The organism is Nitrosomonas sp. (assembly GCA_031316255.1).
Lineage (GTDB): Bacteria > Pseudomonadota > Gammaproteobacteria > Burkholderiales > Nitrosomonadaceae > Nitrosomonas.
In genome coordinates this window covers 1,674,649-1,691,016 of sequence record JALDQW010000001.1, presented here as the reverse complement: position 1 = coordinate 1,691,016, position 16,368 = coordinate 1,674,649, and the positions used below count along the sequence as shown (strand labels likewise).

Annotated in this window: 14 protein-coding genes; 5 read left to right on the top strand and 9 right to left on the bottom strand. The window is 45.2% G+C overall.

Going from position 1 to position 16,368, the window contains the following annotated elements:
• Positions 1–113: 113 nt before the first annotated feature.
• Positions 114–3,542, bottom strand: a complete 3,429-nt coding sequence (locus MRK00_07600) for a GMC oxidoreductase (protein MDR4517235.1) — start codon at positions 3,540–3,542, stop codon at positions 114–116.
• Positions 3,543–3,878: 336 nt separating this feature from the next.
• Here MRK00_07600 and MRK00_07595 point away from each other — a divergent pair, with 336 nt between their 5' ends.
• Complete coding sequence (locus MRK00_07595) at positions 3,879–4,805, top strand: peptidylprolyl isomerase (protein MDR4517234.1); 927 nt, start codon at positions 3,879–3,881, stop codon at positions 4,803–4,805.
• Between the two features lie 94 nt (positions 4,806–4,899).
• Here the strand turns inward: MRK00_07595 and MRK00_07590 are convergent, their stop codons facing one another.
• Both MRK00_07590 and MRK00_07585 read right to left on the bottom strand, forming a co-directional pair.
• A complete protein-coding gene (locus tag MRK00_07590) occupies positions 4,900–5,736 on the bottom strand; it encodes a DUF3025 domain-containing protein (protein ID MDR4517233.1) in 837 nt (278 codons plus the stop codon).
• A gap of 85 nt (positions 5,737–5,821) precedes the next feature.
• Positions 5,822–7,135 (bottom strand): MFS transporter, encoded by a 1,314-nt coding sequence (locus tag MRK00_07585; GenBank protein ID MDR4517232.1) that lies wholly within the window; start codon positions 7,133–7,135, stop codon positions 5,822–5,824.
• Between the two features lie 112 nt (positions 7,136–7,247).
• On the opposite strand from MRK00_07585, the gene ppa reads away from it, so the two are divergent.
• On the top strand, positions 7,248–7,796 hold the full coding sequence (gene ppa, locus MRK00_07580) for an inorganic diphosphatase (protein MDR4517231.1): 549 nt from the start codon (positions 7,248–7,250) through the stop codon (positions 7,794–7,796).
• A gap of 115 nt (positions 7,797–7,911) precedes the next feature.
• On the opposite strand, the gene MRK00_07575 is transcribed toward ppa, so the two are convergent.
• From MRK00_07575 to MRK00_07565, 3 genes are all read right to left on the bottom strand, one after another.
• Positions 7,912–8,397, bottom strand: coding sequence for a zinc-ribbon domain-containing protein (locus MRK00_07575; GenBank protein MDR4517230.1), 486 nt, complete (start codon positions 8,395–8,397; stop codon positions 7,912–7,914).
• Positions 8,398–8,563: 166 nt separating this feature from the next.
• Positions 8,564–9,964 carry a hypothetical protein gene (locus MRK00_07570; GenBank protein ID MDR4517229.1) on the bottom strand — a complete coding sequence of 467 codons (1,401 nt, stop codon included), beginning with the start codon at positions 9,962–9,964 and terminating at the stop codon, positions 8,564–8,566.
• A gap of 36 nt (positions 9,965–10,000) precedes the next feature.
• Positions 10,001–10,609, bottom strand: a complete 609-nt coding sequence (locus MRK00_07565) for a hypothetical protein (protein ID MDR4517228.1) — start codon at positions 10,607–10,609, stop codon at positions 10,001–10,003.
• Positions 10,610–10,822: 213 nt separating this feature from the next.
• On the opposite strand from MRK00_07565, the gene MRK00_07560 reads away from it, so the two are divergent.
• Positions 10,823–11,395 (top strand): hemerythrin domain-containing protein, encoded by a 573-nt coding sequence (locus MRK00_07560; protein MDR4517227.1) that lies wholly within the window; start codon positions 10,823–10,825, stop codon positions 11,393–11,395.
• Between the two features lie 140 nt (positions 11,396–11,535).
• Here MRK00_07560 and MRK00_07555 read toward each other — a convergent pair whose 3' ends face one another.
• Both MRK00_07555 and MRK00_07550 read right to left on the bottom strand, forming a co-directional pair.
• A complete protein-coding gene (locus MRK00_07555; GenBank protein MDR4517226.1) occupies positions 11,536–11,928 on the bottom strand; it encodes a hypothetical protein in 393 nt (130 codons plus the stop codon).
• Between the two features lie 147 nt (positions 11,929–12,075).
• A complete protein-coding gene (locus tag MRK00_07550; GenBank protein MDR4517225.1) occupies positions 12,076–12,867 on the bottom strand; it encodes a carbonic anhydrase family protein in 792 nt (263 codons plus the stop codon).
• A gap of 777 nt (positions 12,868–13,644) precedes the next feature.
• On the opposite strand from MRK00_07550, the gene MRK00_07545 reads away from it, so the two are divergent.
• Positions 13,645–14,397 carry an EI24 domain-containing protein gene (locus tag MRK00_07545; protein MDR4517224.1) on the top strand — a complete coding sequence of 251 codons (753 nt, stop codon included), beginning with the start codon at positions 13,645–13,647 and terminating at the stop codon, positions 14,395–14,397.
• A gap of 77 nt (positions 14,398–14,474) precedes the next feature.
• On the opposite strand, the gene MRK00_07540 is transcribed toward MRK00_07545, so the two are convergent.
• Complete coding sequence (locus tag MRK00_07540; protein MDR4517223.1) at positions 14,475–14,981, bottom strand: heme-binding protein; 507 nt, start codon at positions 14,979–14,981, stop codon at positions 14,475–14,477.
• 286 nt (positions 14,982–15,267) lie between these two features.
• On the opposite strand from MRK00_07540, the gene MRK00_07535 reads away from it, so the two are divergent.
• Complete coding sequence (locus MRK00_07535) at positions 15,268–15,909, top strand: hypothetical protein (GenBank protein MDR4517222.1); 642 nt, start codon at positions 15,268–15,270, stop codon at positions 15,907–15,909.
• Positions 15,910–16,368: the final 459 nt, after the last annotated feature.

The following is a 16,368-nucleotide window of genomic DNA, read 5'->3' as shown; positions in this document are numbered from 1 at the left end:
CTCACTCTTTAAAAATAAACCGCGCTGATTATTGCCTTTTCTCAAACACATGAGAAAGTATCCACAAAAAACACCGCCGCCAGATTCATAGCTTGCCTCTACTGTAATGCTGATTACTTGCCTGGATTGGTCTGATCCAATGCCGAAAGAATATAAGGATAAACATCTTTCACAGCATTCTTACCAAAAATACAATCAATATGGCCATAGCCGGGAATAACATGACGTGCGTAGCCGTCGGGACCGTTCACTTCAACCAGTTTTTTGAAACTACGCTCGGTTGATTCGGGGAGATAGCTCGCATTTTCTGCACCATGAATAAACGTAATGGGTATATTCAGCTTGCTCCAGTTCGGCGTATACACATCCTTACCCTCTGAATTCACAATATGCTCCTCACGCGCGCAAAGCGCCAGATGCTTGAAAATATCCATACTGCAAATCCCGAATAATTCATGCAGGTTGTCGTGTGTCAAACGGTTCAGCTGGTCATGTTCATAAAGCAGGGAATACATGAAGCTTATGCGGTGACAGACGGCGCTTGCACACCGTTCTTCAACATCAAAATGCTGTAAATTTAACGCTTTGTCATAGAGCCTATCAAGCCAGCCACTCCTATTGTCTGCAAATGCAGTCGCCGAATCGAATCCGATGGCATCCAGCAGTGATGGCAAATGCAGGCCGGCCTTTGCTTTAACAATCGGCGCAACAACATGATCCGGCCCGATCTGTGATGCCACTGCGGCCCGTATATGCTGCAATCCATTCATCATGGCCATGAAAAAAGTAGTCGAGCCGGCGCAGTGAACTAATGCCTGCACATCCGGGCTGCCGGTAACATCCATGATTGTTTTTACTGCCGCCGGATAATCGTAACAGGCGATATCATCAAGCGTCCAGGCCTGTTTCGCACTGGGCAACACAATACTGATACGCATCTCCAGCAGCCAGCAGTCATAACCATTGTTATAGAGATATTCCAGCATATTGGTATCGATAGTGTCCGTAGCAAAAATCTGACTGGAAACACCCGCGCCATGCACCATCAGCAACGGGCCTTTACTACCCCCCTGATAACGGGTCAAACGCAACGGCACGCCATCGCTGGTATTAAAATTATGGACTTCCGGTGCACCCACGCGCAGGCTGCGCTTTTTACGTGGCGGCGCATCTGCATCAAGGTATTGTGGTGGCACCAGGATACCGCCATAAATGTGGTACAGATCTCCGGCAAAATAAAGCCCAAAACGGGCGATTGCATGCAGCCGTTCTGTCATACTCCGGATGCCAATTGCATCGATCGTTGTAATCTGGCGCGCAAAATCCAGCGGTTGAATATAAAGCATGCCGCGGCCTTTGATCGGCGCAGTTTCGTCCGGCCCATCGTATATAGTGATATACAATTGTGTCGTATCAGACCAGATATCGATACCGGGATCGTCATGAATAATTTTATGTCCTTCAAAAAACCATATCCCCCCCTCTTCCGCATGCATCTGAAAACGGTATTTCATATACTCCTGGCCAACCCGTTTGGGATCGCGTGCAAACAGATTGAACACGCCCTGTGTAACAGTTAACGGCGTTGCAGACAAACCGGGTGCAGTAACGGTTCCCACCATACCACCGTTATATTGACCGCCCTGTTCAATCAACGCATCCAAATCATTGACGCTGACGGTCAACGTAAAATCAAGACTGTTGCCGTCTTCCTTGCCGGACCGCATGGCCTGTTCATAATCACCCTGCTGCGCCCACCAGCCCCGCATTGTTTCGGTAAAGCGAACGCCTACAGTGCTGGGCTCCACTTCACGCGGTTGCGAAGGGTTTGTGAAATCATAACCATAGCCTTCAGCTTCGGCCATCAATTCCATACTGCGTTCAGCCAAAGCAGAAATGGTCAGCAATGGATTAACACCGACAGAACGCGGAATCACACTGCCGTCAACTGCATAGAGGCCGTGGTGAACTGCCGTTCCCGATATGCTGCTGTATACCCTGCCACGGTGATCAACTACGCCAGATTCGGCATCCTTGCCCATGCAACACCCGCCCAGCGGATGAACGGTCGTCAAGTTGTTATCCAGTTCCTCCGTCCAGAGCGGATTAGAAATATACGTACCCCCATTGGCTACCGTAACTTGCCTCATAAAATCGCTGTCGAGATTAAAAATCGGTTTGTCACCCACTCCCGGCCAATCAACGTTGATACAGTTATTTTGCATAATCAGGCGCCCGTCCGAATCATCATGGCTCATAATCAAATAAACCTGTGTATTATGCACGGCGCCATGGTACGCACCTCGCGCCAGACTTTCCAGCACGCGCGCATGCTCGTTGATTTCGTCTTTCAATCCGCCGTCGGTATCCTTTCCGATCAGACCGGCGGCTGTTGCCATCAACCCCGGTAAAATACTGCTGAGCGCACCTGGCAGAGTGCCTTCTTCCAGAATCATACCCTGCTCTAAATCAGGCGTAGCCCGGTTATCAATCATGGTGGTAATGCACGGGCCGACGGGATCAATTTCACCCACCGGGATGTTGCCGAACCCAATGGCATTAATCGGAACATCATTATTAAAACCAAACCCCAGCACATCGCCATTTGATGAAAAACGTTCGCCCACCAGATCGGATAACGGCAACCCTTTTTCCTTGGAGCGTAATAATATTTCCGTACTACCCAATGTGCCCGCACCGAGATAAACCTGCTTACTGCGCAATACCAGATTAGGGGCATCAAATGCCTCCCGTCCGACTTCCATGATCTGGCAATGCACCAGCCAGTCATCGCCATCTTTTTCCAGCCAGCGTACCGCAATCTGCGTATAAATTTCAACACCGTTATTCCATGCATCCGGCAGATAATTCATCAGCGTGGTATTTTTAGCGCCATAATTACAGCCCGATACACAATCGCCACAATAGGTGCACGCCGGTTGATGAACGCCGGCCTCATTGATTCTGTCCTTGAAAGTCACGTTGATCGGTGGAAAAGAAAGTGGCTTGTTAACCGCCTTGGCAGAATTTTTCTGGGCTTCCACTTTGGACAGAACAGGAATGCCCCCTTGTCCATCCGGAAAAGGTTGCGCACCCAGCATAGTCATGGCCCGGTCATAGCAGGCCGCTAAACGCTCACTGTCCTGGCGGATTTCATCGGGCCAGTGCGAATCGTCAAATACGCGATCATCCGCTTTCAGCGAGACATTGGCATTGATCAATGATGTACCGCCCAACCCGCATCCGACGATCACATTCATATCTTTATTGGCATACAAATTGAACAGTCCCGTCCAATCACCAACATGCTTGTCATGAAAATTAATTTGAAACTCTTTGCCCGCTTCAAGCAATGTATCCGGATACTCGCCAGTCTGTATCTCCCGGCCCCGTTCCAGCAGACAAACATCAAGTTTACTGCCGTCACTGCGCGTTAATCTTCCCAAACGGGATGCAGCAATACCGCCGCCATAACCTGAACCAATTACTATTGCGTCATAACGTTCTTTTAACCGGGTGCGGGGAGAAGCAAGGCGTTTCATTGTTTGTCTCCATGATAATTGGAAATTGAATGAAATCAGCTTTCATTGCCATCTTTTTCGATAACATTTGCTGAGCATTACACAATATTAATTGCAAAATCTGTTTTTAACAAATGCCTTCGAATGATTGACGGGATAAACAATTTTTCGAACCCTGCTCTAAATATATAGTTTTATAATAATTCCGGATTACGCTCCGCAAAACACTCAAAACATAGCCTGCAACCAGCAACCATTCACTCTTAAAGTCATGAGACGACAAAACACTCCATTTTTTTCACCTAAAAAAACAAGGGTTACGTATAATAAATTTATTTATAAATATATCAATCAGCCATGTTCTTCTTACAAAACTCACTGAAAACAATGCTCGCGGCGAGCATATTATTGGCTTCGACCATTGCTCAGGCCAATCCGGTCGCCTGTTTCAATACCAACATGGGCCGTTTTTGTATGGAACTGCTGGAAAGACAGGCTCCCAATACAGTAGCCAATTTTATCAATTACATCGACAGCGGCGAATATGCGCAAAGTATTTTCCATCGCAGCGTACCTGGATTTGTTATTCAGGGCGGCGGTTTTAAAGCAAGCAGCCTCGATAACGATGTGCTCATTTCGGCTGTCACCACATTCGATCCAGTGGTTAATGAATTTGGCCTCTCCAATACCCGCGGCACGGTCGCGATGGCCAAACTTGGCAATGACCCGGACAGCGCCACCAGCCAGTGGTTTGTCAATCTGAACGACAACTCGGGAGCACCGTCATTTTTAGACTCCCAAAATGGCGGCTTTACCGTTTTTGCACAAATAATTTTTGACGGTATGACTGTATTCGACACCATTGCAGCGCTGCAAATAGTTGACAGTGGAGCCCCTTTCGACAATTTGCCTGCGGTCAATTATGAAACGTCCCAACCATTCAAAATTGATAATTTCGTGTTGGTCAATGCTGTAGAGTTACATGACGTAACCGGCATTGTCAGTAATAGTGCATTGAGTTTTGTAGTCGAAACCGGAAATAACAGTTTTTATGAAGTGCGCCTGGAATTGATTGCTGTGCAACCGAAAATTGTATTTGAACTTGATACAACCAGCGTGACAGCAGTACCGGACGGAGCAACAAACATGGCGACATTTTCTGCACAGAACCGTACACTGCTGATTCCATCGGTGATGATCAATGAAACCACCACAGTGAATAACGTAACTTTATCGCTAACCGATCCGGCAAATTTGCAGTTTACGCTGGTGAGCTTCGAATAAACGGTCGGGGCGCTTTACCCAAGCATTTATCAAGAATCCTCACGCACATAACAGACACATAACACATGACAACACCGGATTAATCTATACTGCCTCATCGTCCCCGATTTATTTTAGTCCGGGGACGAAAATATTCCTGATTATCATAAAATTCGCTAAAACCATTGGCATCAAACCATCCCGGATACCCCAAAACAGGAACCGGCGAAAGATCGTCAGTAGTTGACAGCCTGTACAGCAGAAAATCCGCAAGCCTTTGGTCAACCGCGCGCAACTGTGCCGTTAGCGGTTGTTGCAAAAACGCCTCTTTCACCTGAAAAAAAACGCTCTTGCCCGTCATACCGATATAGGGGTTGAGCGCTTTTTCATACATCGCGTGCCCAAAAACAACAAAGCGCATTGATGTCAGAACGGTTTTCCGCTGCCGCCAGAATACTTCTTTCCATTCATGTTGTCGTAACAGTTCGATTAACCGCGCTTGACTGCTCAGCACAATCACACCCGATTCGTCAAAAAGCGTAGCGGCATCTCTTACCGCCCCCCGGCCTTGGGTTTTGTGCTGGCCTGCATGGGTCAAAGCGTGATAATGCATGCGATTAAGCGCCACCTTGGCCAGTGGAAATGTCATCCATACCAGCGCGTTAAAGAAATCATGCCAGTTCCCGGGCCTTGTGGGCACGATACCGGTTTGGTAGATTCCGGATTCGTACTGCCGCGCAAAATCATCACTCCCGCTATTCACCTGAGGCACAAATCGAACCGGAATTCCGGAATGCGTAACCAAATCGTTACCTGTCTGTTGTTTAAGGTTCTCGAGGTCCTGGCAAGTCGGCCAGTTTTTAACACTGCTAATGACCTCTGTCAGCGGCTTGAGAGGCTCAAAAACAGGGGAAAGACGATCAAAAAAAGGATTCCAGTCCGTTGGCTTCATCAGGGGATGTTAACAACAAGCAAATTGTTGCTGCTGATATCCATTTTGGGCCTCAGCAAGGCAGAATGAGTGTAGTGTAATCACTCTATTCCTCGAGTTCATCTATCGTCTTTAACTGCGTAACCAGAAAAATACCCAACAGTGTTATCACGGCCGCTATCATGCCAACCGTATCGAAATTCATGATTTTACCTTGCACGGACATAACCATCATGGAACCGGCCAGCAGCGAACCCAGTCCTGCGGAGAGCTGTTGTATCGACATATGGAATGTCATAAAACTGCCACGCAAATGCGGCCTCACACATGCGGCAATCAGCGCCATCAGTGGAATGATACGCCCTGTGACCAGTATCATGAATAAAGTTGTCGCCGACAGCAGCAAAAACAAGGGCGCTTCGGAAATATGGGTTATCCACAAAATCGGCACGAGCGACAATAGCGCCAGAACGCCGAACATCAGCTTTTTGCTGTAACGGTCAGCAAAACGGCCGAAAAGATTCGCGGTGAAAAAAGTGAATAAACCACCAAAGAAATAAAGATAAGGCAACTCTTGCTCATGCATGCCCGCATTGGTCACCATATAAACACTGATAAACGGAATAACCAGATAGCCTGAAAACATCAGCATGGCGATCAGCAAAAAAGCAAAGATATGATTCTTGTTCAGAAAAATCTTTTTAAACTGATTCGACAAGCCCATCGAATCCGCTTGATGCAACGGATGCACATGCGGCTTTACTGAAGGCAGTAAACGATAAGCGGCCAGTACAATAATCACGCCCATAAAAGTCAGTACGACAAATGGAACACGCCAGTCGATCAGGTTAGCAAGAAACAACCCCGCCGGCATACCGGCAACCGCCGCAAATGGAAAAGCGGACATCACTGTTCCAGTCGCCTTGCCGCGGCGTGACATGGGAATCAGATCGGCGATAATCGAAAATACAGTTGCGCTTATCAGGCCGCCAAACATGCCTGCAATCGCTCGGCTGAACAGCAGCATTTGATAGTTGACCGACAAAGCGCATAACAGTGTCGCCAGTGAAAATCCTGCGCAAAAGCAAATCATCACATGCTTGCGGTCAAAGCGGTCAACGACAAACGCCACCAGAAAACTACAGATTGCGGCACTGAATGTATAGACTGTCACCAGCAAACCAAACTGTTGCGGCGTAATATCAAAAAGCCTGAAAAATTCGGGCCCCAGCGGCATGATCATCATGAAGTCCAGAATATGCACAAATTGTACGGCGGCAAGCACCAGCAAGACAGGCCATTCATGTATCGTTTCGGAATCGGGTATTACGCCGCAGTCGACGATTTCAGAGCCTGCTCCTGCTTCGATTATTGCAACAGAATCATCTGTAGCTAAAGGTGTTTTACTGGATTCAGACATATGGGGATTATTATCCTGAACGAAATAACTGTATGCCTTTCAAGGAAGAATTAAATTTTTACAATCACTAACGCTATAATAGTCATCATTACCAGCCTTTACAGGAGTCAGCATGAATTTAGATCGCGTCAGCTCGGGTACGGATATTCCCAATGATTTTAACGTCATTATCGAAATACCGATGCATGCAGATCCCATTAAATACGAAGTGGATAAAAAAACCGGCGCCATGTTCGTCGATCGATTCATGTCTACTGCCATGCATTACCCCTGTAATTATGGTTATATCCCGCATACATTATCAGAAGACGGCGACCCGGTTGATGTACTGGTCATCTCACCGTTTCCACTGATAACGGGTGTTGTCGTACGTTGTCGTCCTCTCGGCATGCTCAGAATGACCGACGAAGCCGGTGAAGATGCAAAACTACTGGCGGTGCCCATTAATAAACTTTGCAATCTGTATCAAAACATTGCGTCTTACGAAGACCTGCCACAGATCACCTTGCACCAGATCGCACATTTTTTTGAGCATTATAAAGATCTGGAAGAAGGAAAATGGGTCAAGATTGAAGGCTGGGAAAGCGCAAACAAGGCCAAATCTGAAATTATCAACGGAATAGAGCGATTTAATGCGGCCAAGGACAAACCCATGTTTTAGCAATGATCCGAACTCGTAACGGGAAATTGATAACCATCGCGCCAACCGGATATTCCATCAGCAAATATGGTGTGGATATGCTGCTAAATCATTTGCCGAGATCGATCACGCACAATCAAATAATGGCCAAAAGCACCAAAGTTACAAGTGTTATTGCTCCCCATATTAACCAAATTTTGCCTGCATTTTTAGCGTCCGGATGCGCCTTGCGCAAATAGGTATACCCCATGGCAATACCGATAGGCGGAACAGGAATTGACAGTAAAATAACAACAATATACATTCCAATGGAAACGACCGGCTTTTCCTTTGCTTTGTCGGATTGAAAATCGATATTTGTAATACGAGGTCGATGTTGAGTTGCTGCCGCCTCTCTCATCGATGCACCGGATTCATTATTGTGCGAAGAAGACGCCGCCGTATTAGCCGTTTCATCCCCGGACTCCCCACCCTGCTGTGTGGCAATCCCGTCCTGTCGCGCATCTGCTGCATCACCCATAAGCTGTGACGTTTGTACATCCTTAATTTTTAGCGGCTCTGCGCAATGCGTACAAAAGTCCGCTTGTTCAGTATTCTCTGTTCCACATTTAGGACATAGCATATCAATATCCTCAAAAAATTGTTTATTCTTTTTCCATGAAATACTTTTTGTAAAATACATCGCAATTGGGCATACTTTAACCTATTATGCACCGCCATCAAAGATGAAACAGTTACTTTTTTCAATTTTGAAGTGCGTATTTAATCCCGCACCGACACTGGCAAAATCACTTGGGCTGTATCGTAAAAGTCACTGCGTTTTGAAATGACTCATCGAAAATCTGATCAAGATTATTATCCACAGCAAATGAAATTGTGTAAGCACCCGCCGGGAAACCGGCCGTTGTACTCTCCAGAATACTGAACGCAGAAAACTTAACCAACGGCCCGCCATGAGCGCGTATCGGCGTATCCGAACGTATGAATCGCAACCGGCTATTCAACCAGAAATCGCCTAACGGCGTCTCAGCCCGAACCCAGTAATCGGCCAGATCGCCGTTTTTTTGCCCAGGATCGAGCGCCACGGTCAGCGACAAATGATCGCCGGATTGCAACACTATCGATCCATTCGACTGATTATTCGCCTTAATAGAAACAATCGGCTGTTCCTGCATAAGTGGCGTCAATTGCGGATTAAAAAACCACTGAAAACCTGTATTGAATGAAATATGACCTTCCTGTATCGCAACATGTCTGTCGTTGAGAAAGAAACCGGTAATCCTGCAAGCAGCAAATGAAGCTTTGTTATCAAAATTGAAAGTAATATCGGCTTCATCCGTAACCCCGAGATACTCCAGGTTTAATACATAATCGTCCGATGTGTTTTCAAGCCTGTCCAGACCGCTCATGGCAAGACGAAGTGTTGCGACATCATCGGCAGCCAGGGTACGCCGGGCTTCTCCAGATATAATGCCCTGTTGCATGACTGCCTCGGTATTTTGAAATCCGAGCAGAAATGATACCGACCGATCACCATTTGCGGCAAATCGGTGAACGGATGGCAAATCGTTCAGATCCCGGCTATAAGTTGTACTATCGACAACTTCGGTCACCACAAACGGATTATTATCCTTGTTAAACCAATGCAAATTGATATCATCTCCACGCTGGTCATCTGCCGAACCAATTACCCCATCCGCACCGGGATTCAGATCAAACCGGTTATTCTCACCGCGAATCGCACTGGTATAATTGGTATCGCTCCCCCCTACGCCCGATTCAGTAGCCAGATTAGGATGCGCAAGACCAATGCAATGTCCCAGCTCGTGCAATGCAACCGACTCAAAATCAAACATATGACGCGGCACAAGCACGTCATTGACCTGAATATTTCCAGTAGTCGGCACGCGTTGATTCCAGGTATTTACTGCATTTCGCACCGGTATTTCCATTTCTTCCGCATGCGGCGACAATGGCGAAATACCGACTGTCACATTCAATTCACCCCCCCGACCAACATAACCAATCGGGTGCGTTATAACATCCACCTCACTGATATCATTGACGAATTCGAATACACCGGCTTCAACCGAGACGATCCACAACGGTACAACCGACAGCAACAAGCGTGCTGATTCCCGCTGATTATTTCTGTTTCCCGGCTTGACTACCCGCAGACTTCCCAACATCACAAAAACCTTTCCGGTATTAATTATTAATATCTATCACTGGTCCATCCGTTGCAAGTCATCCTGATTTAGAATTGACAATACAATTTTCTGTATTGCGTATAATAATTGAAGCTGTTCAACTTGCGGATAATGCTCTGCATCCCATCTCAACCCTGCCCAGGTTATGCGCCTGACAACATTAACGTCTTCGCCCGCAAGCCCCGGCGGACTATACCTGTTGGGATAAAATTCGAGCACACTTTGAGCCTTGTCTGAAACAGTAGTCAATATAGCCCGTGATTGCTTCAGCAACTGCCGTTCCCTGATCAACGCCTCTCTTAATAGCTGCGCGTCAAATGTAAGTATTTTCTCATCAACGAGCAGCATCCATAGCGCATCCAATTTTTCTTGCGCCAAGAATGCATGATAATGACCCGCATGTTTCATGGTTTCTGAAACAGAAACAGACACGTCGCCATTTAGATAGATATTAATCGTAATATCCTGACCGGATGATCGGGTTAAATTATTTTTCTCTGAATAACTGACCAGCAAGTCATCAGGACTCATTGATCCATGAGCCTGAAGCACAAACACCGGCAGGCTTAAAAAAAACATCAACGCGTACTTAACAGCCGACCGCAACAGTATAAAAACTTTCATGAATAATAATTAGTCTAAAATAATAAGTAAGGTTCTGATATAGTGTGCAGTAGTATTAGGCATACTACCTAAGTTGTTTCAATTTACGCAAATCAAGTTTGTCCGAAGTCAGGTTCAAACGATTGATGGTTATTTGGTAAATTACAGCAAGTACGGCCATTAGCCATGCTAATGGCTTGCTATTAAAATGGCAGTTCTTTTGGAGGAGTTGTTATGCATACAATACAACGCCAGCTTCATACTGATCATTATCATTTGCAACGATTGCTCAATTGCCTCAGTCACGAAATCGATTGCTATGATTTCGACAGTAAACGGGTGCCCGACTTGGATATTATCCTCAGTGCATTAGATTATGTCCGTACTTATCCAGACAAGTGGCACCATCCTTCAGAAGACGTCATCTTCAACAGGCTCCTGAACAAGGAAGTAAAAGAAAGCAAGTTGATCAAACAACTTCAGGATGAGCATGAAAAAATTGTTCTGGAAACGAAAGAAATAAATGAACTATTCAACAGCGTGGCGGATGACTGCATTGTTTCGGCGGTTGAATTACTCTCCAGCGCCAGAAAATACATAGCGCTGCAAAAAAAACACCTCAATAAAGAAAATGAATTTGTCTATCCGCTCATGGATACTGAATTTTCGGAACAAGACTGGCGTGAAATAGAGAAAGAAGTCAAAATACAAAGCGATCCACTATTCAATAATCGCTCCAAAAAAGAATATGATCAATTGTATCGATACATTATTGATCTGGAAAAGGAAAAATGCCAGAATATTTAAAACATCATTCCGACTTGGGTTTACAACACGGGCGATGCAGGTTTACAGCTTGAATCTGGAAAAACGAACTGGATACTGTTAACGAGTCATGAGAGTCAGCCGCTCGCATTGGCAATAAAGGCTGACTCGGGAACAACTAATTATTCAAACAGTGCATACAACTTGCCAAAAAGCGCATCAACCACCGGTTGCAGCGGCCCAAGGAAATTTTCCAGCTGCAACATGCCGATAATCAGAACCAAGGCGCCACCAGCCACGATTCCGAATCTGATTCCTGAGGTAAAATTCGCAGAAGCCGGCGCTCTTGTATAGGTATCATTTGAAAACGACAAGAAAATTCGCAAAATACCCAGCACAATACCCACACCAATACAACCTAAGAATAATTTCAGCGAACACGCCAACCGTGTTCCAAGATCATCCTCAGCCAGCTCAATACTGGAAAAACGCAGACAAATAATAATGACGAGTAATATCACCAGCGAATTCCAGAATCCTCCGAATTTCGCCTTGACTTCACTTTCCATACTCATAGAGTTCTCTCCCTTTCAGAAATAATGTTTTTAGTTAAATATAAATAATTTAGCTGTTTAAATGGCGGCCAGAGATAATAATATCAATCTAGCAACCGAAGCATACTACAAGTTTACCGGGCAGTTATAATTCTATGGCGTTTAAAATTATTTGTTAAACAATATAGAACGCCCGTTTAAATCCTGCACGAAGCGTACGTTATTTGTGTAGAAACCTTTAAATTGTTCAAGTTGTGCCTCTGAAATCGTTATCGGATCAGCCAGAAGATACCACTGTACACCTTCTCTGCAAGGTGGAGTCGTTAAAGATCCCGCTAGCGTATAATATTCCAGATTGTTATGATCTTGTTTTGGGAGAAATTTGGCTGGGTCGATTTGAATACCTGTATCTGCATTGCTTTCTCTTCCCACAACGGGTGTATTATCCAGAACGATTTGAAAATCCGTATTTTCTTCTCCGAGCTCTATTGCAACTGCGACAACCGCAATTCTCCCATCTTCATTAATGTGTACAAAATGTGCCTCGGCAGGAAAGTGACGATCACCGACGACATGCTCACTGGGCTCATGAAAATGGAATTGAATTAACGGTAATGTCTCTTCTCCAACTTTCAGTGCGCCGGAATAATCGTTTGACGTATTAACCTGTACGGCGTGTCCACTATTGTAGAAAGTTACCGTGTCGGTGCCGTATATAACCGCCAATTGATTGAGTGGTCTGGAACTAAGTTTTGCCGCAGCCAGATCAACTGGTGATTGATGTTGGCCTACACCGCATTCTGCATAGGGATAGGATAACGGTACTGTGTGTGCTGGGTCTACAATTGCCCACCAAGCAGCTGGATCGTCATAATCCCAGTGTGGCGGAGCTGAAGTAGTGTTAGTCACATAAAACAGGAAAAACAGCGCAGGTAAAATTCTCAAAATTTTTGAATTCATGATTAACTCCAAAAAAATGAACGAATTAACAAGTGTGTTTTCGACAATAATCAATCATTGATGGCTTCTGACTTGCATTTGAATCTTGTTGCGATGCGGTTTGATTTTGCTATTTATTGGATACGCGTGATTTCAATTGTGACTGCTGCCCTGCATTAGTCACTGACTGGTTTTTCTGAGTGAAATCGACAGCTGATTTGAATCCACCCTTCGACCCAGCAAAACTCGACATACTTACTGCTAGTGCCACGGCAAAAAAAAGCTTAACAAACATAATCTCTCCTCGTAACAAAAATTAAGGTCATACTCCGTTAAGTTGTGTGAAGGAATATAACATACCGATTGTCAAGAAAATCTAAAGAAGATCTATGATGAAAGCTGATATTGCCTAGATTTGCCAAGCCAGACGGAATTGCAAATAAGTTGACAACCTGGCCGAACCAATGCACCGGATAAACAAGCATTACCGAATTTGAGCGTGTAGGACAACGCGCTCACGCCCAAATCTTTGTTCGATACTGAGCAACCCTACGGCCTCAACTCAGTCTCACGGTTCAAGGAGTCACTATTAGACTGCCGGCCCGGACCGCGGGCTGCATACCATTCATTCCGCTTTTAGAATTCAGAACCTCGCTGCTTGCCCATTTCTGACAACATCAACATCTTGTTCATCAAAAGGCCACCATCGCGTTTATGTGCGTTAAAATTCAATTGCCCTTGATTACATAGCGGGGCTTTTTCATTTTTTTGATTCGTTAAACATTTCATAAAAAAGTTATGTCACACATTTTAAGCGCCACAGCAAATGCAATCCGTGATTTGCTTCGATTTAATATTGTCTGGATCATGATGTGGCCGGTAATGCTGGCAAGCGCATTATGGATTTTTATCGGCTGGTTTTTCTGGGACACATTCTCGGAAGTAGTTTTTCTAGGCTTCGATGAACTGGGAATTAAGGAATGGCTGGCAAGCCAGGCCCCAGGTTGGCTCGCCTACAGTATTCAATGGCTGATCCACATTATTTTCTTCATACCGCTGGTTATCATCACTACATTATTGATCACCGCCATTTTCTCGATGCCCGCATTAATCAATCATGTAGCAAAAAAGCATTACCCCATGCTCAAACGCGAAAGCGGCGGCACCGTAACAGGCAGTCTTGTCAACGCGTTCTATGCCGTGTTCATGTACATTTTGATCTGGATCATTACCCTGCCATTATGGGCATTTGGTGCAGCAGGCCTTATTGTTCCATTTATTGCCGCAGCATTCCTGAATCAGCAGCTGTTTCGCTACGATGCGCTTTCCGAACACGCCAATCATGGTGAAATCAAGCAGCTGCTATCTTCCAACCGGTTTTCGTTATGGAATCTGGGTTTGCTGACAGGTTTTCTGCAATATATTCCGGTCGTCAATTTTTTCGCGCCGGTACTCACCGCCCTGGCTTTTATCCATTATGAGCTGGCGCGGCTGGAAAAAACCCGCGCGCAAACGGTTAGGAAAATCGCAGATGATGGTGGCAGCGATTAGGTGGTTAGGGGCCAGGCGCACGGCGCGCAGAATGCAGGCCATATCCATTAGGAGAGCCAGGCATCCCGGCATCCGTATTATTCAAACAGATCATCGGCCTGTAAAACCTTCAAGGCTTCACGTGCACAAACCTCGTCAAATTTGATTCCGGGCGCACCGCCCACACCGATGCCGCCGACAATTTCACCCCCCATTTTGATTGGAAAACCACCGCCAAGTAACAGGATACTTTCATTCATACGGGCAAGACTGTGCAAGTCTGGACTACTGATAATCAATTCAGCAAATTTCTGTGTGGGCCCGCGCAAACTGTTTGCGGTATACGCTTTGCGGCGGCTGCTGTCCAGCGTATGCGGCCCGGCGCCATCGGCTTTCAACTGCACTTTGAGCAAACCGGCATTGTCGACAATGGCCACACTGACTTTGAACCCATCGCTTTCACATTGCTTCATCGCCGCCATTGCCGCCTTGGCCGACAGTTCCGTCGTCAAAACATTCTGCGCAGGCTGATCCTTGGAAAAGGACGCACCTGGAAACAGACAGAAAAACAATAACGCGATCAGTTGATTTTTTTTGATATTCATGGCTGTATTTCCTTGTTGAATTTTCTGGAAATAGCTATTGTAAAGGCTTATCGAACGAACACAACTCTGATATTCTCGGGACAAGAAAACTTCGTCCGGTAAGCACAAACATTTAATTTTAGTGAATATCTTCAGTCCTGTCGGAATCATTTAAATTCTTCCTGTGCAGGGTTTTTGCATGATGGGTAAATGACCATTTACAATACAACATTGGTTTGGCTGCGAGATTACTTGTTCTTGATTATCGACCCGAACCCGATATGTTTTCATTATAGCAGGTGTTGCAATGCAAGATCTGACCCAGCCCCTAACCATCTTTTCTACAGGAGATTATATGGCTACGAAAGAAGTTGCACCAAGAGCACTGGCTGATAGTATTTCAGTTTTCCTACAGCATGGTTCAATTCTGAAAAACTTTAAGTTCCCTCGACTTTATATGCCTAATATAGCAATTGCAGGTTATAAACCTGAGTACTATGCAGATATTGGTCGCAAGATTGCTTGTGGCGATATAAAGGTGTTTTTGGGAGAAGGAATGATTCAGGGTGGTCTGGCGATGTATAATTTCGATGAAAATTCTCTGACACTAACAAAAGCTACAGGACCACTTAAAACTCCAAAGCAGTGGAGCACTATTGTACATGAAGCGACGCATATGATTCAGGATATGAAGAAGTGGCGTATGACAAAGATAGAAATGGAAGCTGATGCTCATTTTTCCGAGGCTTTATTTTTATGCTATAAAGGTATACGTCTTTCCAACGGTTACATGCCAAGTTTTGATATTGCCGCACGTGCTTTTTCTTCAGGTGATATGAAATCATTTAAAAAAGAATGTCTTTCTATGATTGCCGAAGTAGGAAATAAATATAGTGGCGTTTTAGGTTACGATGATATGCTCTATAAAAAGAAATTGGATGGAAATTAGAGAGCTTAGTAAAGCAATAAGGAACAACTATAACAAATCATTGGGGTCAATTTAACCTGGCGTGCAACAAAAAGGGGTCACACAGTCACAACATCTATAACACAAAAAAGTTCAAGCCTTGCATTACAACACCCACCAAAATACATACACAAAACGCGCAGAACGATGCCCATACTCTATACGCAATATTTCATTGAAAATCAATTCACTATCAAAAATCAATAGCAGATTCTCTACCGCCGGAATTTATTCCTGGATGACGTAAACTTATACAGGCTACAGGCTACAGGCTACAGGCTACATGCTCAATTAATGCTAACTGTACTGATTGTTTTTCTTGATTCGAGACCTGGCCATCAGATTTCTCCGTATAACCCGTTCGAGCTGTCTTATGCCTGGAAACAGGGTTCAAATTGAAAACCATTACTTATAGCTACATCATTTTTAGGACTACTGTGT